A 25970-nucleotide genomic window follows, 5' to 3' on the forward strand; every position below is an offset into this window, starting at 1 on the left:
GTAAAATAGATGACACGCAGCAATAATATGCACTCAAAACCACTCGCGTGGTGGAAGAAAGCGACCGCTTACCAAATTTATCCCCGTAGTTTTTATGATACAAACCAAGACGGTATTGGTGATATTAAGGGAATAATTGCCAAGCTGGATTATCTTGCTGATTTGGGCGTTGATTTAATATGGATTTGTCCATTTTATGCATCACCGAATGATGATAACGGTTACGATATTAGTGACTATCAAGCAATTCACCCAGACTTTGGAACCCTTGAGGATGTGGATAAATTAATCACTGCTGCTCATGAACGTGGCATTCGCATTATTATGGACTTAGTGATCAACCACACCAGCGATGAGCATCCATGGTTCATCGAATCTCGAGATAACAAAGATAGCCCTAAGCGTGATTGGTATATTTGGCGTGATGGTTGTGAGCCTACAGCTGAAAAACCGACTTGCGAACCAAATAACTGGGAAAGTATTTTTCATGGTAGTGCATGGGAATATGATAACAAAACTGCACAATATTATTTGCACCTATTTTCTAAAAAACAGCCTGACCTTAATTGGGAAAATCCTGAAGTTAAACAAGCATTATTTAAAATGATTCATTGGTGGTTGGAACGTGGTATTGATGGTTTCCGTGTGGATGCGATTAGCCATATTCAGAAACAAGCTGGTTTACCCTCTTTACCTAATCCAAAGGGTGAAACTTATGTCTCTTCATTTGATTATCACATGAATGTTAAAGGTATTGAGAAGCATCTGTATGAGTTAAAAGAGCAGGCGTTTGCGCCCTTTGATATTGTGACAGTTGGTGAGGCAAATGGGGTTACTGCTGACAACGCATTACCTTGGGTTGCCGAAGCTACCGAGCATGATCAAGGTGGTGTTTTTAACATGATTTTTCAGTTTGAACATATGAAACTATGGTCTGAAGAGCAAAGCAACGAGCATTTTGATCTAGTGGAGTTCAAACGCATTTTATCGCGTTGGCAAGATGCATTAGAAGGCAAAGGCTGGAATGCGCTTTATTTAGAGAACCACGATCAAGCACGTAGTATTGATACCTTTGCAGATCCTGATTATTGGTATGGCAGTGCTACCGCGTTAGCAACTTGTTATTTTTTGATGAAAGGTACTCCGTTTATTTATCAGGGCCAAGAGATCGGCATGGTAAATCATCAGTTTACTTCTCTTAACGACTTTAATGATGTGTCTGCTAGAAATTTAATTCAAAAGTTAGCGCAACAAGGGCACAGCGACGAAAATATCTTAGCGTTGTTAAATCAAGTATCCCGTGACCATAGTCGTTTACCAATGCAATGGAGTGGCCAGGATTTTGCCGGTTTTTCTGAGGTGCAACCTTGGTTTTCTGCGAATCAACAGTACGCAGATATCAATGTTGAGCAACAACAAAAAGATCCAAATTCGATTTTGAATTTTTATAAGCAGTTGATTGCTTTGCGTAAATCAAATGAAAGCTTAGTGGTTGGCCGTTATCAATTACTGCTACCTAATGATCCTAATATCTATGCTTATCAACGTATTGCTCAAGATATGACATGGACCATTATTACCAATTTAAGTGCACAAGAGAGCTTAGTTAATATCGACAGCACGCTGTTAGGGGAGTTAATGCTTGATAACCAAACTCTCAATAATGAACACATTCGTTCTGATTTTATAACGACGCAAATAGCCCCAGCTTATGCAGCGTATATATTTGCTAGGAAGCATTAAATTATATTTATGGCAAGGCGTTGATAACGTTAGCCTGTATTTCAATCAAGGAGTTATTTGTGAGTAAGTTACTATCGTTTGATTTTTGGCAACGATTTGGGAAGTCCCTTATTGTTGTTATCGCGGTGATGCCTGCAGCTGGTATCATGATATCACTAGGTAAAGTTGTCGCAATGTATGCGGGTGGTATCGGTGCCATTGAAACATTAGGCTCTATTATGGAAAACATAGGTTGGGGGATTATTGTTAACCTTCACCTATTATTTGCTGTCGCTATTGGTGGCTCATGGGCAAAAGAGCGTGCAGGCGGGGCATTTGCCGCGATCATTGCCTTCATAATAATTAACCGTACCACTGGGGTTATACTGGGTGTAGATAATGCTATGCTGAGTGATCCTCAGGCGGTTGTGATGAGCTTATTTGGCTCTGAGTTACTCGTCTCTCAATTTTTCACTAATATTTTAGGCGCTCCTGCACTCAATATGGGTGTATTTATTGGTATTATGTCCGGCTATTTAGGTGCCAACTTATATAACCGTTATTTTGATTTCTCTCGGTTACCTCAGGCATTAGCATTTTTTAACGGTAAGCGTTTTGTGCCTTTTGTTGTTATTTTCTATTCGCTGATCATTGCGTTTGGTTTATCGATAGTATGGCCTTTAATTCAAAGTGCACTTAATGATTTTGGTCAATGGATTGCAACCTCAAAAGATACTGCGCCCATCACGGCTCCTTTCTTGTATGGTACGTTAGAGCGTTTATTATTGCCGTTTGGTTTACATCACACCTTAACCATTCCAATGAATTACACCGAGTTAGGTGGTTCTTATGAGCTTTTGACTGGGACGAATGCGGGTTCAATCGTTTATGGTCAAGATCCATTATGGCTTGCTTGGATAAGTGATTTGAATAATCTTAAATTAAGCGCCCCGACAACTTACCAGCATTTATTAGATACGGTACATCCAGCCCGTTTTAAAGCAGGTCAAGTCATTATCGCATCGTCATCATTGATTGGTATTGGACTTGCGATGTATCACTGTGTTGATAGTGATAAACGAGATCAATATAAACCGATGTTTTTATCTGCGTGTCTTGCCGTGTTATTAACCGGTGTGACTGAGCCTATGGAATTCATGTTTATGTTTATTGCTCCCGTTTTGTATGTGGCACATGCGGTGTTAACAGGTGTTGCATTTGCATTGGTGGATGTGATGGACCTGCGTGTACATGCCTTTGGTTTGATTGAATTACTCACTCGTATACCCATGATGGTTTCAGCGGGCATCGGTGGTGATTTAGTCCGTTTCGCATTGGTGTCTATTGTTTTCTTTGTTGTTAACTACAGCTTATTCCGCTTGCTGATTGTGAAGTTTAAGTTACCAACACCGGGTCGTATGGGTAACTACCTAGATGACAGTGCAGAAGCCGTATCGGAAGATGAGAAGCTTGAGATTATTATTCAGAATTTAGGAGGGCGTGGCAATATTGCTGAGATTGATGCTTGTATGACTCGCTTGCGTATTACGGTTAATGATCCGCTATTGGTTGCTGAATATTCTTTATGGAAGTCTACGGGAGCACTTGGAGCTGTGGTTAAAGAACAGGGAGTACAAGTTATTTATGGCCCAGGAGTGGATGTGATTAAATCTAGGTTACTTGAAAAGTTTTCAGCACAACCAGTGTAATCCGTTCTCGATCTTAGATCGAGCAACCTCGAGAAACGCAGCCTTGAAGCTGCGTTTTATCTCAGCACATTAAATAAGCGAATAATAAATGAAGTTAATGACGCTAAATACCCATAGTTGGCAAGAAGATAAACAGCTAGAAAAGTTGGATATGGTCGCACAAGCCATTATCGAACAAGGGTGCGATGTGATTGCATTACAAGAAGTTAATCAACATCAAGATAGCCCGGTCGTTGATGCCAATATATTAACTAATCACACTGTGTTAGCTGATAACTATGGTTATTTATTACAGCAAAAACTCATAGAATACGGCTATCACTACCAACTTACGTGGGATTTCGTTCACCAAAGCTATGAAGTATATCAAGAGGGGCTCGCATTTTTGACACGACTACCCATCCTGGAACATGAGGTCATTGACCTAAATGATAACTATGATGTGAGCTTTTGGAAGCATAGACGATCTGTGCGTATTAAAGTCAGTTCTCAACAAGGTGAATTAGATTTTTATAATTGTCATTGTGGCTGGTGGAATGACTCAGAGAACCCATTTGAGGATCAGTTCAACCGAATCACGGCAACATTATCAACAGGGTTGAGCTTTCTATTAGGTGATTTCAACAACCCAAGTCATATACGCAATGAAGGTTATGATTATGTATTGCAGCGCGATTTAATTGATTGCTATGAAATGGCAGAAAAAAAAGATGCCGGAATCACTGTGATTAAAAATATTGATGGTTGGGAACAAAATACCCAGGCGTTGCGGATTGACTTGATCCTTAGTAATCAATCGGTAGTGGTAAAGCAACATCAGGTGATTTTTAATAACGATTTTCACCCAGTAGTTTCGGATCACTTTGGGGTATTGGTGGAAGTAGAAATCGCCTAATATTTATTAACTTATCGCAGTTTATATAAAGTCTGATCATCTTATTAAGCTGAATGCGATAAGCTACTTAGCAATACTATAAGTTGTCCATTAGCTACTAAGTTAGTAGCAGCCCCTAACTCAGAAATATCCGTGCGACCTGAAGTCGTATGAAGCGTTGTTCACCACGACAAGAGTGAACCGTCTGTATCACCAGATGATCCTAGGATCCTGAATAAAGCAGCGGATCTGACAATGTAACGAAACTTGGCCGTTAGGCTGAGTGGGAACAAAATCGTGAGAGGATGTTCCTCCTGAAAACCACAATTCGGGTAAGTGCTAGGGAGTCAATATGATGAATGTAATGTGAATCCATGCAAGGTGCGTTATATGATGAAGCAGCGGAAGTGGTTAATACGCTGTAGCCAAAATGGCAATGAGAGTCGGAAAGAGGTTGGACATTACTCTTTCGTGATCAGCGTACTCTTCGCACTATAGTGGGCATCTAAGTTGACATTTTACGCAACATACGGAACAGGGTAAGCCTGTATATCTCCCTATGGGAAAGCAGCCTGTGAAGGTTGCCGGTAGGTATGCAGGTAAAGGAGGTTGGAAAAAGCGAATGCTACTTTGTAATGAAGTGGATACAGGCTTATATCTGGCGCGAAAGCGAGCTGACTTCTAACTGGTCTCCCGTTGCGAGATAGCTTGAAGAACTTTATTAAAGAAGAAAAGCAAATGATGATTTCGAATGAAATTAGTGCGTCTTCTGACAACGAACCGTGGTTTCTTATTCACTGAGTGACCATTGGGGCAGTTTTAAAGCTTTAAGTGTGTATCGCATAATTTAGTTACTGGGTGCTTAACGGTGCCTTTGTGGAGGCTTGAGCCGTATGCAGTGAAAGTTGCACGTACGGTTCTGAGGAGGGAGGCACCTGGCAATAGGTGCCGCCTATCCGACAATAACGAGTTATCACCACGTCTAAAGATATTTCATGTGGAAACCAAATAGCGCTACTGCCAATCAGTAGCGCTATACTCTTCAGAATATCGTGTTTGGAATCGTGCTGGATTAATACACTCGATACTCTGCGGTCCAACTGAAGCTTTGCCCGACAGGGACATTTATCTCAATGAAGTTTTCCGGAGAGAGCGCGCGATCATTCGCCCAGACTACAAGCCTGTTTAGAGGTTGGTCTACCTGAATATCAATGCCTCTGTTTAGTCCATGGTGATGGATGCGAAACTGGTGATCATCTGGGGTATTGGTAAAACCGGTTAGTGGAACATACAGTCGGTTATCGTCTTGGATTGGTTCAAGTATCTTGAGGCTATCGTTTTGTAGCTGTATGCGTGGCTCGCTATTGCTTTTTTTAGGCATGAAAGGAAAAGATACCTGATATTGCTCATCAACATTGTGATCGTCTATGACAAAGAAGTGGTGGTTAAAAACGGTGGTTTCAATCGCCTTTTCGCCAGTGTTGTTCAGTCGATGTGACATGGTAAACCCCTGCTCATTGAGGCTAATGGTTTTCTGGTAAAGATAACCATAACCATTGTCTGCCTGTAGCGTGTGTATGAATTCTACACTGCTGTCTTGAGTGGTGACTTGCCATTTGCCATGGTCAACAATCTGGTAGGGGTTGGTAAAGTTAAACCGTTTTTCGTTCACTGGTTTTTTTAGAACACCGATACCGATACGAACAAAAGTATCAGATTCACCGTAGCCTAAATTATCGAATATCTGAGCCGGCCCATTCACGCTGAAGTGCAGTTCCGGGTCATGTACTGGCTCTGAACGCCAGCGACCGAAGTATTCCACTCCTTCAAACTTCAACGAGTGAATCAATCCTGACCAATCAAATCTAACTGAGCGATAAGACCCTTTTTCTGTATCAGGCAGGTAGATCGCCATTTCAACCGCATCGTTTGCCAATCGAGCTTCTGGGAAGCTGTCCGCTGACATTCCAACGCTGACTAAAGATAAACAGCCACACAGTAGCCAGCAGATTTTCATTATTTTTCCTCTATTTTGGTATTCAACAACATACCACGGCCATACCAGCCCATGATGTCACGATCGGATTCTCGTATGGCTTGGGTCACTGGTCCCAAGTGGGTGTTAGGAGGCGTTTTCATTGTCACCTCTTGGCACACCTATTTTACATTTGATGCTTATATCATTTGGTCAAATGAGTTGTTTTTTACGTTGAAGGGAAGCGGCGATTAATCATAGTTAACCAGCACTTCCCTTAAAGCATCGCCGATTTGCTTTAGGCAATTTTTTGTGCGTTTACTTACGCCATTTCGGTATTTGTTCTTCCCAATCACGATAGCGCGTGATCATCTCTTGTAGTTTCTCCGGTCGTTCTACTGATAAATCATGCTGCTCTTTGGGATCCAGGGCTAAGTTATACAGTTCAGGCGCTTCAAATAAGCTGTCATCCCGCTCGGCGTAGGTTGTTTTACGTCCTTTGAAATGCTTAATATCTAGTTCTTGTTGACGCTCTCGCCATTTAGCTCGATCAATACGCCATACTAGCTTCCAGTCTTCGTGACGAACGGCTCGGTGCGCCTGATTACGCCAGTAGTGGCTGTCACGTACAACTTCAGATATTTCACCTTCGGTGATGAGTGGCAATAAGTTAATGCCATCTAGCGGTTCGTCATCGGGTAAGGTAGCGCCTGCAGCTGCGGTGAAGGTCGGTAGCATATCTAACGTTGAGACTATACCTTCATATCGAGTATTGGCTGGTAATTTGTCACCCCATTGCATCGCCATTGGTACCCGAACCCCCCCTTCGTAATAGGTAGCTTTACTGCCTCTAAATACGGTGCTGTATTGCTTCTTACCACCGTTGTCGTTTGAAAAGACAATAATGGTGTTATCAATGACATCAGCCTCTTCGAGTGCATCAATGATCGAACCTACCGCCTGATCCAAGGCGACAATCACGCCATCATGTTGGCTGCCACCTTCTGGGACATAGTGTTGCGGCACAATGTCTGGGGCATGCACATTGTATGGGGCGAAATAGAGAAAGAAGGGTTTGTCTTTATCGCGTAGAATCAGTTTTTCTGCTTCCTGAGTAAATGCTTCGGTTAAATAACCGCGTACCTCGACGGATTCGCCATTTCTTACGATATCCAGTGCTGGCTTTTCGCCCTTAACAATGGTTGGCTTTTTGCCATTTTTTATCGCTCTGAGCTCACTTCGGTACTGAAAATAGCCAGAAGCACCACGATAACCAAACCAGTGATCAAAACCGCGTGCGTTAGGCTGGTATTTGTCTTTGGTCCCTAAGTGCCACTTACCAATCGCGTAAGTCTCGTATCCTGCATCTTGTAGTACGTTGGACATCATGACTTCGTTAACATTGACGCCAAAGTCATTCTTAATTCGATTTTTTGTTGGCCCTGGCAGTATTTCAAAATCGAATCTGGCTTGATAGCGTCCCGTCATTAATCCAGCGCGACTTGGCGCACATGTCGAATGAGTGGCGTAAGCGTGATTAAAGCCAACACCGTTCTCATAAATTGAGTCGATGTGTGGTGTTTTGGCTTTGGTATTGTGTGAGCCTGTTGCGCCGAGTGCGCCATAATGTAAGTCGTCTGCGAAAATCATGACGATATTTGGCTGTTCAGGCGCAACATTGGTTGGCTGCTCTGCGATCGCAATACCATTCTGTGAGGCTGCTACAATTGTGCACAGCGCAAGCGCAGTTTTTTTGAACGGATTCTTGATGAATTTCATATATCAAACCATGTAGTGTAAATACACAGCTATAGCTTAAGTACCGATGTGAAGGGGCTTGAGCTGTAGCAGTACGAAAAAGGCTTAACTAATTAGATTATTCAAATTATTGAGGCTATGTAGTAGAATCGTTTCAATTTATCAAAAGCTGCCAGTAAGGCAAGTTTATGCTGATAATACTGTGATGATAGGACGTTTTTTTGTTAAAAATGTTAGCGTTTAACTGGTTAGTAGAAACGTTTGTATTGTTAGGCATGGTATTGGTTGCGTCATACTGGCTCAGTTACCTATAGTGTTGAGTAGGAAAGGGACTATGTCGATTTCCTACTCACAAGATCATAGTTCGTTATCTATTGTAGATAAATCGTCTCTATCTCTTTGGCAAAATTTAAGATCACTTGGTGAGCGTCGTACTAGGTGGGTTTGTTGCTAGGCATAGTCACCTCTAGCCCTTGGGCGGTTTGGAGATAGGCCAGCTTTCCTTCGATACCTGGCATGGTGATCGACGTCAACTCACTAAGATCAAATGTGCCTAGCTTCAATGAAGTGATGGTTAGCACTTGGTTTACCCCCGGCCAGTCTAACGCAATCGCGTAAAGTGTTTTCCAGTCTTTACTTCGGGTAAAGCGAATATCTTCGGCGGTGTAATTATATCCTTTGTGGTTGAGCTCTTTTCGGTTTTGCTCTGTAACGATAGTTGGCCCCTCGCCGTAGACGTGGAAGGGGCGCGTGTTGTAAATTGCCTCTCTGTCTAATTACAAATCCTCTGTAAACTCAACGGTATAAGGGGTATTAAACAAAGCCGGGTATTCTGGCTCTGGGAATTCCTTTAATAACTCCAAGTACTCATTGAATAACTCATTAAACTTTTCAGGCTCTTCATTCCTTAGATCGCGGCGCTGCGCGACATCGTCATTGAGGTTGAACAGCATGGCTTTGACCTCTTCTTTGACTAACTCGCGGTTGGCGCGTTTTTCACCGGCCACTTTGTGTTGGTCATTCCAAGTCAGTACCCAGTCACCTTTGCGGTAGGCGATATCGTGGAAGAAACGGAAGAACATGGTTTCATGCGGTCTACCTTCGATTTCACCGTTTAGGTAAGGTACTAAGTCAACACCATCTAGCTCAGGTGTGTTTTCAACCAAAGGAATGTTCCGTGTCAGCGTCGGTAGAATATCTAGCGAAATAACCGGTTTGGTATACTGCTTTCCGGCAGGGACAACACCCGGCCAATTAATCACAAATGGCACTCGAATACCGCCTTCAAAGGTATCGCCTTTAAAGCCTCTCAAGTCGGCTGGGTTACCCGCGAGGTTAACCGGCTCTTTGCGGCGAACAATGGTTTGGTAACCATTATCGGATAAGAACACGATGGCGGTGTTATCGGCGATCCCTTTTTCTTCCAGCGTTGTCATGATATCGCCCAAGCCATCATCCATCGCAAGCAGCATGGCGGCGATGACACGACGATGCCATGTCGCAAACTCCCCATCCATTAGCTCGTCCACTCGTTTGAGGTAGTGCTCAGGTGCCTGATAAGGCGCATGAACTGCATTGTAGGCTAGGTGCAAGAAGAAGGGCTTGTCATGATTTCGCTCGATAAACTCGACCGCTTCACGGCTGAACTCATCGGTTAGGTAAGCCCCGTTAGGGTACTCCACCATCTCTCCATTACGATAAATAGGCGAGCGGTTGTTCTTACCGTTGTAGTGAGTATTGGCGTTGAAATAGTCGTGACCGCCGCCAAGGAAGCCGTAGAAATAATCCAGGTTGCGGTTCCAAGGTTTATGCTTTTCTTCGAAGTGACCATAATGCCACTTGCCGATAGCAGCGGTTGTGTAACCGGAGGCTTTGAAATGATCTTGCATCATCGGCTGGTTTGTCGGGAAGCCCATTTTGGCATTGCGGGAAAAGTTGCCCCAAATGCCTAGGCGATCTTGATATCGGCCTGAAATTAAGCCTGCACGAGACGGGCCGCACACCGATGAGGTGACATACCCTTGAGTGAAGTGGGTGCCGCCTGCAGCAATTTTATCCAGATTGGGCGTGAACATATCATCGGCGCCCATGAAGCCGGACTCGTCGTAGCCTAAGTCATCGACTAAAACGACAATGAAGTTAGTATCGGTCTGCTCTGTTGGTGATTCACCAACAGCTGGTTGCCCGGCCATAGATAAGCTTGGCAGTAAGGCGAGACTAAGCGCCGCTTTGGTAAAGGTTTTCATTTCAAGTACTCTCTAATTTATTGTTTATATCCAATTTTGCTGCTGAAGAAACAAGCGTAAGTCGGCGATGATCTTGTCCCTGTTTTTTCGGCCATTAAAAAAGCCATGCCCCATTCCTTGGAAAGGCACAACTCGACACTGTCGTTGAAGTGATACTGCTTTTAGGCAAAAGGCATCAGCGGTAGCGATTGGAACGGTTTTATCGTCAGTACCGTGGTAAATAACCGTTGGTGGTAGTGTTGTCGATAAGTGGTGGTATGGAGAAAGCGACATCAGTGGACTGCCTGTCCACGCTTCCGTCCAATGAGTTGGTTGATAGAGGTTTGACTCAGGCGCCATAATAGTGACCGGATTAAACAAAACCAATAAAGCCGGAGTGAAATTCATATTGCCATAATCTGGTAACACGGCTGTGGCTGCAGCGAGCTGCCCACCTGCCGATGCTCCAGCAGCCCCGATTCTATTTTTATCAATGTGATACTGATCAGCATGACTGTAGAGCCAATTCATTGCACTTTTTGCATCCGAAACGGCATCGGCAACACCGGTGCTATGTCTCTTACGCACGCGATAATCAACCAGCATCGACGCAATGCCATCCTGTTGCAGTTGACTGGCGTAATGCGCAAACTGGGCTGGGTTTCCTCCGGCCCACCCCCCACCAAAATAAAAAACCAGTGCAGGAGACGGATTTTCACTGTCAACGGTAAAAAGCCAACTATTGAGCTCTATACCATCAACAGTTTTATAACTGACTTGAGTGGCTCCATTGATAGTTGGTGGGTAGTTACTTGCATAAATCGATGTGCAATTCAGAGCAACTGACAGTAAAGCTGCCAAATAAATAAACCGAGACATGTTCAAATTGACCTCAAAATTAATTCACTGCCGGGAATGCAGGTAAGATATATTCAGGAACAAACTGCAATGGCACACGTCGTTGTTGACCGGTATTACTGCTCGTAACTGCCACGATAAGATCCAGTTCAGGGTTCACGAAAATAAACTGGCCGCGGGCACCTCTGGCCGAAATTGTTTTAATTTCTTTTCCATTCGAACGGAAATTCTGAGTCCACCAATAGTAACCATAATTACCGTTGCGGGTTTTCGGGGTCGTTGCAGTATTCAACCACTCTTTTGTCAGTAATCGGTCACCATTAAATTCGCCTTCATTAAGCACAAGCATGCCGATTTTGATCATGTCGCGCGATGTCATATGTAATCCTGAACTCGCCTTAGTCAAACCGCATGCTGATTTCTCCCAATGAGCCTTTTCGATTCCCATCGGAGAAAAAAAGTGTTCTTCAGTAAACGTCGCAAGATCTTTACCTGTCGTGTTGTACAACACATGGTTGAGAATATCGGTATCCGCACCTTGGTATTTGAAGCGTTTTCCCGGTACGACATTATCGGATAACGAGAGATATAACATGGTATGGTTATCGATAGTGATCGGCGAGTGGTTAGCTTTATGGTTGTTTGGAATAGAAATGCCCGACTGCATGCTGAGCAGGTCATGTAAGGTGATGGCTTCGCTGCCAACGGCCAGTTTTTCTTTCTCGATATTGGACAGGTATTTGCTAGCGGGATCATTCACACTGTCGATATAGCCAAGTTCGATGGCTTTGCCTATGGCGTTGGACAGCATGTTTTTGGTGATTGAAAACATAAAATGCGGGGTGTCTATCTCACCTGCATGCCAGTAGTCCTCGACGATCAGCTTTCCATCATGATGGATAAGCATGCTATCAATTTGGCCGTAATTTCCGGCGACAATATCGTGGCGCAGTTGGTCGATTAACTGGCTATCAAGTTTTGTACTGTGCAGGTCGGCAGTAGTTATGCCGTCATTCCGGGACACGGGTGTACGGTAGCTGTTAGTCTGCGGTGACGGTATGTCAGCGACCGCTGGTTGTTCGAACGCTGTCGAAACATGATTCAGGGTGACAACCTCGTCACTTAACCCGTCCTGGGCATGAGAGGGCATCGCCACGATGCATAAACCGGCCAAGGTAAATACAGGGTAGGTTCGCGATAGCTTTTGAATCAGGCTTTGCTTAGGCTGCATGGGAAATAGTCTCCGTCACGGTATTGTCCTGTTCTGTTTGTCGCTCTGCGAGTTGTGGCTTGGCACCAAATTGAAAGAAGGCTTTTATATCCTCAAGCGCATGATATAAGCAGGGCAGCAGTACCAGGGTGATCAGAGTGGCAAACAAAATGCCGAACCCGAGCGAAATGGCCATTGGGATCATCAGCTGAGCCTGATTGGAGGTTTCCAGAATCATCGGTGCAAGACCGCCAAAGGTCGTCAAGGTCGTCAGTATGATTGGTCTAAAGCGTCGCGCACTGCCGTTGATAATGGCTTCAACAAGGGGGTTACCCGCCTCGCGATTACGGTTAACTTCCGTGACCAGAATTAAGCTGTCGTTGATCACCACCCCGCTGAGAGCAAGGATCCCGAGCAGGCTCACCACACTCAGTACGTAACCCAGCAGAACATGACCGAGTACTGCACCAATCAAACCAAACGGGATAATGGTCATGATGATCAGAGGCTGGGTATAGCTCTTAAACGGGATTGCCAGCAGGCAGTAAAGTGCCAGCATTACCAGTGCCCCATTGATTGCCAGGCTCTCCAAGCTCTCTTTCTGTTCGGCCTGATCACCGCGAAAACCTATATCTAAGCCAGGGTATTTTTCTTCTAACACGGGCAACACCTCACGGCGCAGTGTTTGGGTCAGGGTCATGGCCTCTGATGACGGCGTAATATCGGCACTGACGCTGATACGTCGCTGCCCATCGCGACGATGGATTGCTGAAGCCGAGTATTCGCGGTAGACGTTGGCGATTTGTGATAACGGAATGAACTGGTCGCCAACTTTGATCGGCAGCTGTTCAAGATGATATACGCTGGCCCGTTGCCAATCCGGCAGTTGCACTTTGACGTCGACCTCATCGCTACCGCGTTGCTGACGAATTGCTCGTACACCGCTGAACGCATGGCGGATCTGGCGGATCAAGCTTTGCTCTGTCAGTCCCATGCTTTTACCTTCTGGACGCAGGGCAAGGCGGATCTGTTGGCTGCCAGACATAAAACTGTTTTCAATATCAACAATGCCCGCATAGTTATTGAGGATCTCACTGAGATCTTCACTTGCAGCACGCAGCGAGTGGTTATTTCTATGGGTGAGTTCCAAGGTGACCCCGGCGACATCCGCGCCAGGACCATTGCCTGTCGCCGAGAAACGCACTGCATTTGCTGCGGGGACTTCGCCTGTCAGCTGTCGCCACTGGGCTGATACTTGACGAGTGCTTAGTGCGCGATTTTCGCCTGGCTGCAAGAAAATCCGCGTCATCACCACATATTCGCCATCTCGGCTCCAGATCCGGCTTGAGACACCTTTTGCCAGTGCCTTGCCGCCGTTATCTGCGATGACCTCTTTAGCGGCGAGCTCAAGTTGCTCGCGAACCATCTCAGCTTCTTCGGCTGAGCTGCCGACGGGCATAAAGGCACGAGCAACAGAGAATTCGGCTTCCACCCTTGGCATGGTGGTAAAGCCCATGTGTCCCCCCGAAATATAGGCAATAGCGCTCATTAGCAGCGCAAACCCAGTTGCGACCACAATATAGCGAGCGGCGAGTAAACGCTGCAGAGACGGTTTGTAGATACAACGGATGAACCACTGTAGCCCTTTGTTTACTTGGTGTTGTACCGCATTAAATGGTCGGGTCCAGCGGGGCGGTTGCCGATAATCAATATGGGCGACGTGGGCAGGGAGAATAAATAGTGCTTCTACCCATGATATGATGAATACTGCAGCGACCACTAGAGGGATTACCTTGAAGGTCAGTCCCAGTGTTCCGGGCAAAAACCAGATGGGGATAAAGGCAACGATATTGGTCAGAATACTGAAGGTGAGGGGAGTGGCGATATCTTTCGCCCCTTCTATCGCGGCGTCGGTAAAACGCATCCCCTGACTCATTTTTTCATGGATGTTCTCCCCCGCGATGATGGCATCATCGACCACGATCCCAAGGGCAATAATAAAGGCGAACATCGAGATCATATTGATTGATACACCCATGCTCGGAAGGAATAAGACAGCACCTAAGAAAGCGGTCGGGATCCCCACTGTAACCCAAAACGCCAGCCTTACATCGAGAAACAGAGCCAGAACCAGAAGAACCAGCAGCAGGCCGCTAAAGGCATTTTTCAGCAATAGTGACATGCGTTGCTGGTAAATAACCGCATCGTCATCGACAACCTCCAGCGATATACCTGGCTGCAGGCTGGCTTCGAGTTCCGGCATCAGGGCATATACCGACTCGGAGATAGAAACAGGTGTCTGATCAGCAATGCGATAGATGCGGATGCTGGCAGAGGGGAAGCCGTTATAGAAGTTACGGTTGTGACGGTTGGAAAAACCATCGCGAATGGTCGCGAGATCTTCCAAGTAACGTTTGCTTCCGGCCGGGGTTTGCATGACGACGATATCACTGAAGTCGTTTGCCCAGCCACGGCTTTCGTCAATCTGCAACAAGATATCGCCGCCAGCGGTCTCTAGCCTCCCTCCAGACTGGTTAATGGCGTGACGGCTGATGCTGTTGGCAATGTCATCGAGTCCCAAGCCATACTGTTGTAGGGTAAGGGTATCGACTTGGACTTGTACCTCGTATTTGGAAAATCCGCCGATTTCAACTTGGGTTAGCCCTGGCGAGCTCAACAATATATTACGGATTTCGGTGCTGGTTTCTTTCAGGGCAATAAGATCAACATCGCCATAGAGAACCAGCTCGAAAGATTGATCACGGGTTTCGTTGCGAAATATTCGTGGTTTTTCGGCCCCTGCGGGCAAGGGCGCACGGTTGACGGCACTTTCGACCTCACGCAGTACCCGATCGGCATCCACACCATTCATGAGTTCTGCGGTCAGGTTGGTTCCCGCTGAGTTTGCCCAGCCGTGGATTTCCTTAATGCCCTCGATCCCATTGATGGCGTTTTCAATTGGTAGTGTCACCCCCTGTTCCATTTCTGCCGGGGTAGAGCCGGGATAATGCACCCAGATCCGAATTGAGTTGTGCTGATAGTTGGGGTAGACCTCTTTTTTGATCTGCCACGCCATTAATAGGCCGCCAATAATAAAGAACAGCATCAGCAGGTTGGGGGTCACGCCATTTTTTGCCATCCAAGCGATAGCACCGCGATGGTTTTTCATCAGCTAGGCTCTCCTTGCTTGGTTACCTGCGGGGGTGTCGATGTGCTATCGGCCGTTGATAGGTCAAATTCGAGCGGGACTTGTCTAACCTCCAAATGGATCCCTTCAACAGCGCCGGGGAGTGGGGTGGTGATCAACTGATCACCGTCTTTTAGGCCGTCATCAATCAATACATAGTCTTGGGCACGGAAAGTCACTGATACTGGTTGGGCAACAAGGGTGTCATCTTCTGCCATTAGCCAGACAAATTTTTCCTGCTGTAGATGGCGACGAGCGATCCGCGCGACATTTTCAAACGGGTTGGTGTCGATCTCTGCTTGTAAGAAGGCATTAAGTAAAACTTTAGGCTTGCCGCTGTTTTGCGGCTGCATCGCCAGTGGATCTTGAATTTCAATCAGCAGGTGGGCCAATTTGACCTTGTTGTCGAGGGTAGGCAGCAAACTGACCACACAGCCTTGGCGGTTAGCCCTCGGTCCCCATTCATGAGGGTTGCGGATGGTGACGGCAGAGCCGCGGCACTGTCCTTGCGAGTCGGTTGCACGGCCATTGTCGGGAACGGTGATCCATTGCAGCTGGTGGGCAGGGACACTGACTCTTAGCCAAAACGTATCGGTTGCGACAAGTTCGGCAATCGATGAGTTATCACGAAGTAAACTGCCTTTTGCAACATCCAGGGACACAATTTGCGCATCAAACGGCACGGTGATGCGGGTACGTTCATAATTTAATTCCGCGCGCTGTAAGGTGGCTTGACTACGGGCTATATCGGCTTCGATTTGCGCCAACTGTGGGCCGCGTAGCACCAAATCAAGATCGTCAGCAGCCAATGACTGTCCCGATAGTTCATATTCCAGAACGGCAGCACGACGGCGGCCATATTCGACCTGATACAGTGCCTGATGGCGTGCCAATGTTGCCTGCGCTTCTTTTACTGCGAGCGCATGATCACGAAGGTCAATGCTAAGGAGGGTTTCACCAGCTTTAACATAGCCGCCGGGCACGAGATCTTCCGCCATGTTGGTGACCAGACCGCGTAGCTGCGAGCGAAGGCTGATTGTTCGTTTAGGCTCGACTGCGCCTTGTACGACTATCTGCGGAATGTCACGGCTAAGCATGATGGGCTCGACATCAACAGTACGGCTCGGTGGCTGGCCGGGACGTGCTGGGCGGTGAGGTTTGCCCTGCATAAACTGGTGACTGGCGTAGATCCCACCAGCCAAGATCAGGCAGGGGAGTAGCAGTTTGAGCGCTGTTGCCAGATGTTTTTGATAAGTCGATTTTTGGGTTGGGCTGGTCATGCTCAGGATTCCATTCTTGGTTGCAGTTCAACTGCACCGTCTGCTGATAGAGATATAAGTTGTCCGCCCAGAGACTGGTAGGTGGCTATACGGCGCAGGAACAGTTGGCGTTGGGCGCTAAGAGATTGTTTTTGTAGTGTGAATAGCTTTTCTTGGGCGTTTAATACATCAAGGTAGCCCTGCATGCCGCGGCTGTAGCGAATAGATTCGACCTCAAGGATATTTTCTGCCTGACGGGTTTGGCGGCGTAATGAGTCAAGCTGTTCTTGTTGGCTTAGCTCCGAGAGGACATTGGTTTCTACCTCTTCTATAGCGCTTAGAACCCCTTGGGTGTAGTTGTAGAAGGCCAAATCAGACGATGCCTCGGCTACTTTTTGTTCCGCTTCGAGTTTTCCTGCATTAAATATCGGAACGTTTAGTTGGGCACCGAGATCCAATCGCCAGATATCAAAGGCATTTGACCAGTCACTGCTTGCCGCTGAGCTACTAATGGAGATGTTTGGTAAACGAGCTGCCGCTGCCGCTGAGGTTTCTTGCTGGCTAGATTCATATTGATACCAGAGTGCACGAACATCCGGCCTTCTATCCAACAGTGCTGTCGGCAAGCCAGTTTCCGGTAACGGCGGTAAGACAGGAAAAGAGGAGTAGTCCCAGTCAACGGCTGTGGTAGGGGAGCGCCCTAACAGGACATTCATTTGCCTCTCCAGAATCATCAGGTTTTTGCGGGCTTGTTTTTCTTGCGCTTGCAAGCTTTCCAATAGCTGTTCCTGACGCCATAAGGCACTGATACTACCTTGTCCAGTTCGGTAACGATGGCCAGTGATCTCGGCAATGATCTTGGTATTGTTAATTTGTTTTTCGAGAATGGTTAAAGCTTGGTGTTGCTCAATCAGTTGATACCAGCGTCTTGCGATATTTCCGGCAAGGGTTTGGGCAGCGGCTTGTAGTTGTTCTTCAGTGGCAAGGTAACTGTAATAGGCTGCAGAGGCCTTGGCTTGGTTTTTGCCCCACAAGTCGAGCTCCCAGCTAGCGTTTAATCTGAGGTTATCCGTTGTTTCTTGTGTGATTTCACCGCTGATTGAATCACGTTCACGACGGATATTGCTGCCAACCACACCGTTGACGGTAGGGTATCGACCTGCGTCTCTAACATCGGCCGTCGCTGCCGCTCTCTGCACTCGGGCGACACTCGATTGCAGGCTGAAATTTGACCTAAGTGCGGTGCTGACAAGCTCGTTGAGCTGTAGGTCATTAAATTCTCTCCACCAAAACTCATCGGCTTCCGTATTGCCAGAAATGCTAAATGATGGTGAAACAACTGGCGCAATCTCGGTGTGCTCTTGCGGTGTTTGCACACAACCGTTTAAGAGCAAGGTTATTACAGAAACGCGGAGTAATAGTATTGCTCGCGAACTTGAAGACATGATCTGGCTCCCACAACCTTATCGGGTGGTTATTAGGTATTGGATATTGTTGGGTACCGCTAGTAATCCATTAAGCGGCAGGTTATCGCTTAATTATTTCATTAGCTGATTAAACTCTTTTACGTTTATTCTTTTGCCATCGCTAAAGCCAATATTTCGGTTGGTTGGTTTGTCACTGAGCTTATTTACAGGCAGCGTTGCCTCCCAAGCATCAAATTTATCTTTTAGCGCTTGGGCAATATCGGGTTTATCGTTAGCGAGGTCATGCCATTCACCCGCGTCATGACTCATATCGAACAGTCGGATAGTGCGTGGACCATTGTCATCATTGACAGTGAGCTTCCAGTTGCCGTCACGAATGGCGTAGTCATTGTCTCTGCGCCAGTAAAGGGTTTGATGAGGCTCACCGTCTTTTTCACTTAATAAATAAGGGAAAAGATCAACGCCATCAAATGGTATTGTTTCAGCGTTGGCGTTTGACTCTATTTTATTAATGCCAAAACGTGCGGCAATAGTCGGGAAAATATCTAGTGAGCTAACCATAGGTTCATATTTCATTCCCGGTTTTATTTGAGTGGGGTAATGAATAATAAATGGAACCCTGATACCGCCTTCATAGGTATCTCCTTTGAACCCATTAAAAGGCCCAGGTCTAGACATGGTCGTTTCCCCCCGCTTTTTCTTATGTGGTTCTTCAAAACCTTGTCCGGAAGGTGTGCCGTTATCACTCATGAAAAAAACCAGTGTGTCTTTGTCAAGCTGGTGGGATTTCAGAGTATCCATGATCGCGCCAATGCCATCATCCAATACTAATGTTTGTGCGGCAAAGAAACGTCGCTCTTCATGATGCACATCGAGGTGATCCAACCGCTCGATATAGCCGTCAGGAACTTGCCAGGGGTGGTGAACGGCAAAATGGGCGACATGAAGAAAGAAAGGCTTGTCAGCATTGTTTTCAATGAAGGCAACGGCCTCATCGGTGAACAGCTCGGTCAGATAGCCATTACTTTCTTGAATCGGCGGCTCTTTTTCTGTGTTGCGGTAAAGAGGGGACAACCACGGCTTGCCTCCTTCCTTGGCATCAGAAAACATGTAGTTGTGCGAACCGCCATGGAAACCATAAAAGAAGTCAGCTCCGCGTTCATTTGGTTTGCCGGTGGGGTCACCCATGTGCCACTTGCCAATGACGCCTGTGGTATAACCCAAATCCTGCATCATCTCCATCATCAGAGGTTGGCTTCTTGGCACATGGTTCTGGGCAAAGTTGCCATATACCCCGAAACGCTGCTGGTATACGCCAGTCAACAACCCTGCACGTGATGGGCCACACACGGAAGCACTGACATAGGCTTGGGGAAAATGTACTCCCCCTGCGGCTAATGCATCGATATTGGGGGTGTGGATGTCATTGTATCCGTGATAACCGACATCGCCCCAACCTTGGTCATCGGTATAAATCACAATGACGTTCGGCTGGCTTTCCAGGTTAGCACGAGGCGGCTCAACCCGTTGGGCTGCCAGGCTAGGGGTAGAGTATATTAAGCCTGCAATCGCAAAAGCTAATGAGGTCCTTTTCTTATTTCCGTGCATAGTTAACTTCATTGATTACAGGCTCGTTTATCTACTTAGTGTTGAATCAATTAAACAATTTGGCAGCAGCGCTTAACCTTCTTGCCGCTACCACATGGACAAGGAGAATTACGACCACCGGTAAATGTGTTGGCTACCATTTTTTTCTGCAGGTCGAGGTAGATAATGTCTGACGCTGGGCGCCCACGCATAAGTAGATCGCGCATCTGTTTCATCTTGGCTTCGGAGTGCGCGAAGAAGGCATAGTAGCCGGCACAGAAGTAGCTATGACCTTCTTGTCCTGCTTCAGAGCGGGCAAATCTATGTTTAGGGCAACCACCGTGGCATTGCATGCGGTATGGACAACGTCGACATTGCAGCGTTAGCTTGTCTTTCTTGTCCATACCAAACTTAACTGCTTTGTCGGTCTGGTTCAGATCTTGGATCGGATCACTGTGAATATTACCCAGCTTGTGCTCAGGGTAAACAAAGTGGTCACAGTTATACATGTCGCCATTTGATTCGAGAATAAAGGCATGGCCACAGGTTTCTGACTGCACACAAATGCCCGAAGGCTCGTTGCACCAAGTTGCCAGGGTTGAATCAAAGGTGTTAACGAAAATACGGCCGACATCTTTCTTGACCCAACGGTCGAAGACGCGGTTAAGGAATTCACCATAGGCCAATGACGGTACCGACCATTCGGTTACGTCTGCTTCTGCTTGGTACTCAGGGCTTACTAGGAATAGCCCTTCTTCTGTTTCTTGCTTCGCTTCACGCTCTACGATTGGGATGAACTGCAAGAAGGTCGAGCCAATCCCCACCAAGAAGTCGTAAACCTCTTCAGGGTATTTGACGTTTTCGCTGTTAAGCACGGTCAAGGTGTTGAAATCGACACCGTGTTTTTTCATCTTGGTGATTGCCGCCATCACTTTTTCGTGGCTAGCCTTGCCTGCACGGGTCACACGGAAGTGGTCATGCAGACGGGCTGGGCCGTCAATGGAAACACCAATGAGGAAGTTGTTCTGTTTGAAAAACGCACACCACTCATCATCAATAAGCAAACCGTTGGTTTGGAAGGCATTGGTAATACGGTGGTTCTGCTGGTATTTTTGCTGAAGTTCTACCGCTTTGCGGAAAAAGTCGAGCCCCATAAGGGTTGGCTCACCGCCTTGCCATGAAAACTCAATGGCTTCGCTACCGCTGTTTGCATCGATATATTGCTTTACGTAAGCCTCAAGCGTTTCCTCTGACATCTGCCAGCGGCTTTTTCGCTCAGGGTAAAGGTTTTCTTTCTCAAGGTAAAAACAGTACGTGCAGTCAAGGTTGCATACAGAGCTGCTTGGTTTTGCCATGACATGGCATTGTTTAAACGTCGACATTGCTTACCTTTATATCGTTATGATCATAGGTTAAGCGGGATAACCCGGACGTGCCGAAGCATCTTTGACAGGGTTAGGACGCGAAACTTCAACCTATGATTTGACTACCAGTTTAGTGCGTTTATTTATTATTTGTATAAACGTTTCGAATTGGTTTGAGGTTACCTCAAAGCCTACCAAGCCACAAATTTTGCGTGGTTTGTATCCTTGGGAATGTGAGCTAAATCTAGAATGGAGTCGAAATGATAAAGCCGGGTAAAAAAAGACAGCGCTTTGCGCTGTCTTTGTTGGTTAATTGCGTTCTTGGTTATAGGATATCCAGCTTAAAGGCTGTTCAGATTTCGCCAGTTGGTTTCGACAGGGAACATGTTACGGTTCCAGCCCCACATGGCATCTTCGTTCTCAGCATCCCACGCATTCCATGCCTCTTGTAAGCGTTTCACTTGCTCTGGGTGCTCTTTGGCCAGATCTTTGGACTCAGAGATATCATTGCTGATATTGAATAGCTGTACACGAGGGCGCTTATTGCGGATATTAGGCATCACGAGTTTCCAGTCTTGATCGCGAATTGCGCCAGCCATACTGGTGTTCCAGTATAGGAATCGGTTTTCTAACGACTTTTCTTCACCGGTAAGCAATGGCAGTAAATTAACACCGTCTAGGTTCCAATCAGCTTTTACCTCAACATTGGCTGCGGCAGCCATAGTCGGCAGGATATCCAGCGAAATAATTGGCTCTTCAATCGTTTGCCCAGCAGGGATTGTTCCCGGCCATGACACAGCGAATGGTATGCGGATCCCGCCATCCCAAAGCGTACCTTTTTGAGCGCGTAGTGGAAGGTTGTAAGACGCATTCCCCTTTGGCTTACCGCCGTTGTCTGACAGGAAGAAGACAATGGTGTTTTCGGTTAACTCATTCTCATCCAAAGCATCTAGAATACGGCCGATGTTTTGATCGACATTGTAGTTCATCGCCAACAGCTTGCGGCGCTTTTCGTCTTCTACGTGCGCATATCGTTTGAGATCTTCTTCTGTTGCTTGTAGCGGGCCGTGTACGCCATTAAATGGTACATACAGGAAGAACGGCGAGTCTTTATGGCGTTCGATAAAACTGATGGCTTCCGAGCCGAAACGGTCGGTCAGGTACTCATCAAAGTTGTCGTCGACTTTGTCATTGCGGTACATCACAGAGAATGGCTTGCGAGCGGCTGTTTCTTGGTTCTGTGGCCCCACAAAGTAGTTGGCTGCACCATTGTTAAAACCGTAGAACTCATCAAAACCACGATGGTGAGGCCAGAACTTGCGCTGTTTTCCATCATGGTGTTTACCCACCATGCCCGTAACATAACCCGCTTGCTGGAAGTAGTAACCGAAGTTGTTGTTCAGCATCTCATCAGGTGTACCCTGAACAATACCTTCTTCACGGACAAATGGACCGGTATTGTTATGGAAACCAAAGCGTTGCTGGTAGCGACCAGATGTTAGTCCCGCTCGCGAAGGGCCACATACCGGGGCGGTAACATATCCGGCAGTGAGTGCTGCGCCACTGGCTGCAAGGCGGTCCATGTTCGGAGTTTCGACATCTTTACTTGAGTTGTGATAACCCACGTCAGCGTAGCCCAAGTCATCGGCAAATAAGATCACCACATTGGGCTGGGTTGGCGTTTCAGCTTGGACTGCGGCACCGCTGCCAAGCGCAGCAAGCACTGTCATGCTAATGGCGGTTTTTTTCATTATGTGTTTCATAGTGAATACCCACGTTATTTATTTTGTCATTGATAATTAATTGCGACCACGCCAGCCGTTGGCATGTGGGAAGAGGTTGCGATTCCACCCCCATTTGGCTTCTTGGTTATCAGCATCCCAGCGTTCGAAGGCAGCAAGTAAGCGTTCAACTTGTTCAGGGTGTTGTGCGGCAAGGTCGTTTGTTTCACTGATATCTTCAGAGATCTTGTAAAGCTCGGGCTTAGGCTGTTTAACCAAGGTGTTATGGATCACCAGTTTCCAGTCGTTATCACGGATGGCATTCTTGTTGATGGTCTTCCAGTACAAGAAGCGTTCATCGATGTCTGAGACTTCCCCTTTAAGTAGAGGCAATAAGTTTTCGCCCTCTAGCTGCCACTCATTTTTCTGTTTAACGCCAGCCATAGCGAGAGTGGTAGGAAGAATATCTAAAGAGATCATTGGCGTATCAATAACCTGTTTAGCTGGAATCGTGCCGCGCCAAGTGATGGTTGTCGGAACTCGGATACCGCCTTCCCAGTAGGTATTCTTTGCGCCGTTCAATGGGGTATTGAATGAGCCGTTGCCGTTAGGTTTTCCGCCGTTGTCAGACATGAAGATGATCATGGTGTTGTCCATCAGATCATGCTCTTCAAGCTTGTCTACCATTTTGCCGATATTTAGATCCATGTTGTAAGTCATGGCGATCATTTTGCGACGGAGTTCGTCCTTGATATAAGCAAACTTCTCTAGATCTTCTTCCTTGGCTTGCATAGGACCGTGGGAGGCATTGAACGGTACATAAAGGAAAAACGGTTTGTCATGGTGACGGTCAATAAATTCAACGGCTTCATTGCCAAAAATATCCGTGAGGTAACCATCAAAATCGTCGACTAGAACATCATTGCGGTGAATTGAAGAGTAGGCACGCTCTTCTGCATTCATGCTATTAAAGCCGGTGACAAAGTAGTCGGCAGCACCATTGTTGAAGCCGTAGAATTCATCCCAGCCACGGTTATGCGGCCAGTATTCCTTGGCATCACCGTCGTGTGACTTACCGACAAAGCCGGTTACATAACCCGCATCTTGGAAGTAGTTACCAATGGTTTTGGCATTGAGGTCTAGGCCCTGAACAATACCCGGCTCTTTAACAAACGGGGCGGTATTATCATGGTAACCATAACGCTGTTGATAGCGGCCGGTCATCAGTCCGGCGCGAGAAGGACCACATACTGACGCGGTTACATAGCCTGCGGAAAAAATAGCACCTTCGGCGGCGACTTTATCCATATTAGGGGTAACAATATCCTGGCTTTGGTTTTGAAAGCCCATATCGGCATAGCCGATGTCATCAACAAAAATAAATAAAACGTTGGGTTGTTGTGGAGAGGTAGGTGGTGTTTCTTGTGCCAGAACGGGGCCACTAAGGGCGGTAGTCATTGCCAGTGTGATCCCATGCTTTTTAAGGGCTGAGTTCATGTTATTGGTTCCTAACCGAAAGGAGAAAACGGCCATGGGGAATGGCCGTTATAGATCGTTATTGGTTGTTATTGTGCTTCAGGGGAAGGAGATTCTTCCGTTGGGTTCATAACCAACTTGATATCGCCAAGGCCGTAGCGGAAGCCGTCTAGTTCTGTAAAGGATATGATGTCCTTTCCATCATCGTCCTGACCAAGGTTTACTTGCACGTGGGTCTCTAATTTCTCTACATATTGCAGGGCATTGAGGCTAACTGCACCATTGGCGCTAGTGAAGAAGTCACGTACTGGGATGGCAATATTGATCATCACCCCTTTGTCTGCGCCAGCTTCAGTAAGGTTGTAAGTAAGAGCTATACCGTTGCCATAACTGTCACCGTCAATTACCATTCCCTCTGTACTATTTCCTGGGCCGTAGAATTGCATAACAAGTTCTAGTTGACCTTCAGTTGGCATTGTCACTGTTCCGTTGTTTGGAATAATGAACTCTGCTTGAAGTTCGCCGTTAAGCATATAGTGGCTTAGGTCAAGACGTGGGTACTCAATGTTGCCAAGGTTAGCATTAGCATCAATGGCGAAAGAGAGGATACTGCGCTTGCTGTTATCGAACTTGTCATCGTAATATATACCGCTTGCCCGAATGCTACCTTCAGTTACACCGTTGTTGGTAATATTCGCTGCAGAACCACGTGTGATCCGTACATCATCGGCCTCACCGGTTAACTCCCAAATCAGTTTTCCGTCTTCATCGGTTGTTCGAGTATCCCGAACCAGTACCGCTTCATCATCGATTAGTACCTTGCTGTTGTTGTTATTATAACAGCCTTGGATATTGGCACTTGCAGGGGTTAGAGATACAGAGTTGTTAGCTAAACGAGCTTGGCTTAATTCATACTGAATTGCCCCTTTTGTTTCAATCGCCATCGCGATGTCAACATTCGTTAAGTCTAATCCTTCGTCGATAAAGCATTTTAGAGGAACGCGAATGAATTGGGCATTACCTGATGCTGAAGCAATGACTGAACTGGTAATATCTGTCGAAACTTTCTTGTCACCGTTAAACATTGTAAGCAGGACAGGGTTTGGGTTTTCTAGATCATCACCTAAATCATAGCTTAAGGTGTTGACATAAAATTGAATGGTGCCGCCAAGGTTATTTGTTTCATTAAATAGATTACTTTTCGTAATATCGTAGGCTTTATCTGCTGAAAAGATCAGTGAGGCTTTGTCGTCACTAACTGTAACAGTGAGTGGATCAGCTGAAGTAAATTCGCCTTCAACATTAATATTACTTGATGAAGTTAGGGCGTTGCCGTCTACTGCTGTTTCCGTACCATCTGCATCGACAGCGTACATCACATATGGTGCATCCCAGTCAGAGTTCTGGCTGTCGTTATATTTGTAATATAGAGGTACTTGCGTGCCAAGCTCAGTTGAAGCGTCGCCGCTTCCACCGCCGGAGTTGCCGCCTCCACCGCTGTAGTCGTAGTTATCATCTAAACAACCAGTCAAAGCGACAGTTGAAGCCATCATTAAAGCTAAAGTAGATTTCTTAAACGTCATTGTAGGGAGCCTTATAAATTGTTATTAAAATTAGA

18 protein-coding genes are annotated in these 25970 nt (G+C 46.4%); 3 read left to right on the forward strand and 15 right to left on the reverse strand.

The genetic code is table 11. From position 1 onward, the window contains the following. Window positions 1-9 precede the first annotated feature (9 nt). The 3 genes from ACVA53_RS15315 to ACVA53_RS15325 all read left to right on the forward strand — a co-directional run bounded on the left by ACVA53_RS15315 (window position 10) and on the right by ACVA53_RS15325 (window position 4326). Entirely contained in the window at window positions 10-1743 is a 1734-nt protein-coding gene (locus ACVA53_RS15315; protein WP_446505542.1) for a glycoside hydrolase family 13 protein, read from the forward strand. A 59-nt stretch (window positions 1744-1802) separates the two neighbouring features. After that, complete coding sequence (locus ACVA53_RS15320) at window positions 1803-3431, forward strand: PTS transporter subunit IIBC (protein ID WP_446505543.1); 1629 nt, start codon at window positions 1803-1805, stop codon at window positions 3429-3431. An 88-nt stretch (window positions 3432-3519) separates the two neighbouring features. Next, the gene (locus ACVA53_RS15325) at window positions 3520-4326 is read left to right on the forward strand and encodes an endonuclease/exonuclease/phosphatase family protein (protein ID WP_446505544.1); all 807 of its coding nucleotides are present in this window, start codon (window positions 3520-3522) and stop codon (window positions 4324-4326) included. Window positions 4327-5377: 1051 nt separating this feature from the next. Here ACVA53_RS15325 and ACVA53_RS15330 read toward each other — a convergent pair. The 15 genes from ACVA53_RS15330 to ACVA53_RS15400 form a co-directional block, all read right to left on the reverse strand. Further along, window positions 5378-6322, reverse strand: coding sequence for a hypothetical protein (locus ACVA53_RS15330; RefSeq protein ID WP_446505545.1), 945 nt, complete (start codon window positions 6320-6322; stop codon window positions 5378-5380). Then, window positions 6322-6444, reverse strand: coding sequence for a hypothetical protein (locus ACVA53_RS15335; protein ID WP_446505546.1), 123 nt, complete (start codon window positions 6442-6444; stop codon window positions 6322-6324). The genes ACVA53_RS15330 and ACVA53_RS15335 overlap by 1 nt, the downstream gene beginning before the upstream one ends. Window positions 6445-6598: 154 nt before the next feature. Continuing rightward, entirely contained in the window at window positions 6599-8059 is a 1461-nt protein-coding gene (locus ACVA53_RS15340; RefSeq protein ID WP_446505547.1) for a sulfatase family protein, read from the reverse strand. A 413-nt stretch (window positions 8060-8472) separates the two neighbouring features. Then, window positions 8473-8799, reverse strand: a complete 327-nt coding sequence (locus ACVA53_RS15345; RefSeq protein ID WP_446505582.1) for an alpha-L-fucosidase C-terminal domain-containing protein — start codon at window positions 8797-8799, stop codon at window positions 8473-8475. A 15-nt stretch (window positions 8800-8814) separates the two neighbouring features. Next, window positions 8815-10284 (reverse strand): sulfatase-like hydrolase/transferase, encoded by a 1470-nt coding sequence (locus ACVA53_RS15350; RefSeq protein WP_446505548.1) that lies wholly within the window; start codon window positions 10282-10284, stop codon window positions 8815-8817. Between the two features lie 24 nt (window positions 10285-10308). Continuing rightward, complete coding sequence (locus ACVA53_RS15355; RefSeq protein ID WP_446505549.1) at window positions 10309-11142, reverse strand: alpha/beta hydrolase; 834 nt, start codon at window positions 11140-11142, stop codon at window positions 10309-10311. Between the two features lie 19 nt (window positions 11143-11161). Continuing rightward, window positions 11162-12352, reverse strand: coding sequence for a serine hydrolase domain-containing protein (locus ACVA53_RS15360; RefSeq protein ID WP_446505550.1), 1191 nt, complete (start codon window positions 12350-12352; stop codon window positions 11162-11164). Continuing rightward, window positions 12342-15500 (reverse strand): efflux RND transporter permease subunit, encoded by a 3159-nt coding sequence (locus tag ACVA53_RS15365; protein ID WP_446505551.1) that lies wholly within the window; start codon window positions 15498-15500, stop codon window positions 12342-12344. Before ACVA53_RS15365 ends, ACVA53_RS15360 begins: the two co-directional genes overlap by 11 nt. Continuing rightward, entirely contained in the window at window positions 15500-16798 is a 1299-nt protein-coding gene (locus ACVA53_RS15370; protein WP_446505552.1) for an efflux RND transporter periplasmic adaptor subunit, read from the reverse strand. Before ACVA53_RS15370 ends, ACVA53_RS15365 begins: the two co-directional genes overlap by 1 nt. Before the next feature lie 2 nt (window positions 16799-16800). After that, window positions 16801-18222 (reverse strand): efflux transporter outer membrane subunit, encoded by a 1422-nt coding sequence (locus ACVA53_RS15375; protein ID WP_446505553.1) that lies wholly within the window; start codon window positions 18220-18222, stop codon window positions 16801-16803. A 93-nt stretch (window positions 18223-18315) separates the two neighbouring features. Beyond that, entirely contained in the window at window positions 18316-19824 is a 1509-nt protein-coding gene (locus ACVA53_RS15380) for a sulfatase family protein (RefSeq protein WP_446505554.1), read from the reverse strand. A gap of 38 nt (window positions 19825-19862) precedes the next feature. Further along, window positions 19863-21173, reverse strand: a complete 1311-nt coding sequence (locus ACVA53_RS15385) for an anaerobic sulfatase maturase (RefSeq protein WP_446505555.1) — start codon at window positions 21171-21173, stop codon at window positions 19863-19865. Between the two features lie 323 nt (window positions 21174-21496). After that, complete coding sequence (locus ACVA53_RS15390) at window positions 21497-22906, reverse strand: sulfatase (RefSeq protein WP_446505556.1); 1410 nt, start codon at window positions 22904-22906, stop codon at window positions 21497-21499. Between the two features lie 48 nt (window positions 22907-22954). Next, window positions 22955-24373, reverse strand: a complete 1419-nt coding sequence (locus ACVA53_RS15395; RefSeq protein WP_446505557.1) for a sulfatase-like hydrolase/transferase — start codon at window positions 24371-24373, stop codon at window positions 22955-22957. Between the two features lie 68 nt (window positions 24374-24441). Next, the gene (locus ACVA53_RS15400) at window positions 24442-25935 is read right to left on the reverse strand and encodes a putative glycoside hydrolase (protein WP_446505558.1); all 1494 of its coding nucleotides are present in this window, start codon (window positions 25933-25935) and stop codon (window positions 24442-24444) included. Between the last annotated feature and the right edge of the window lie 35 nt (window positions 25936-25970).

The sequence above is a fragment of the Photobacterium sp. DNB23_23_1 genome (assembly GCF_052873815.1).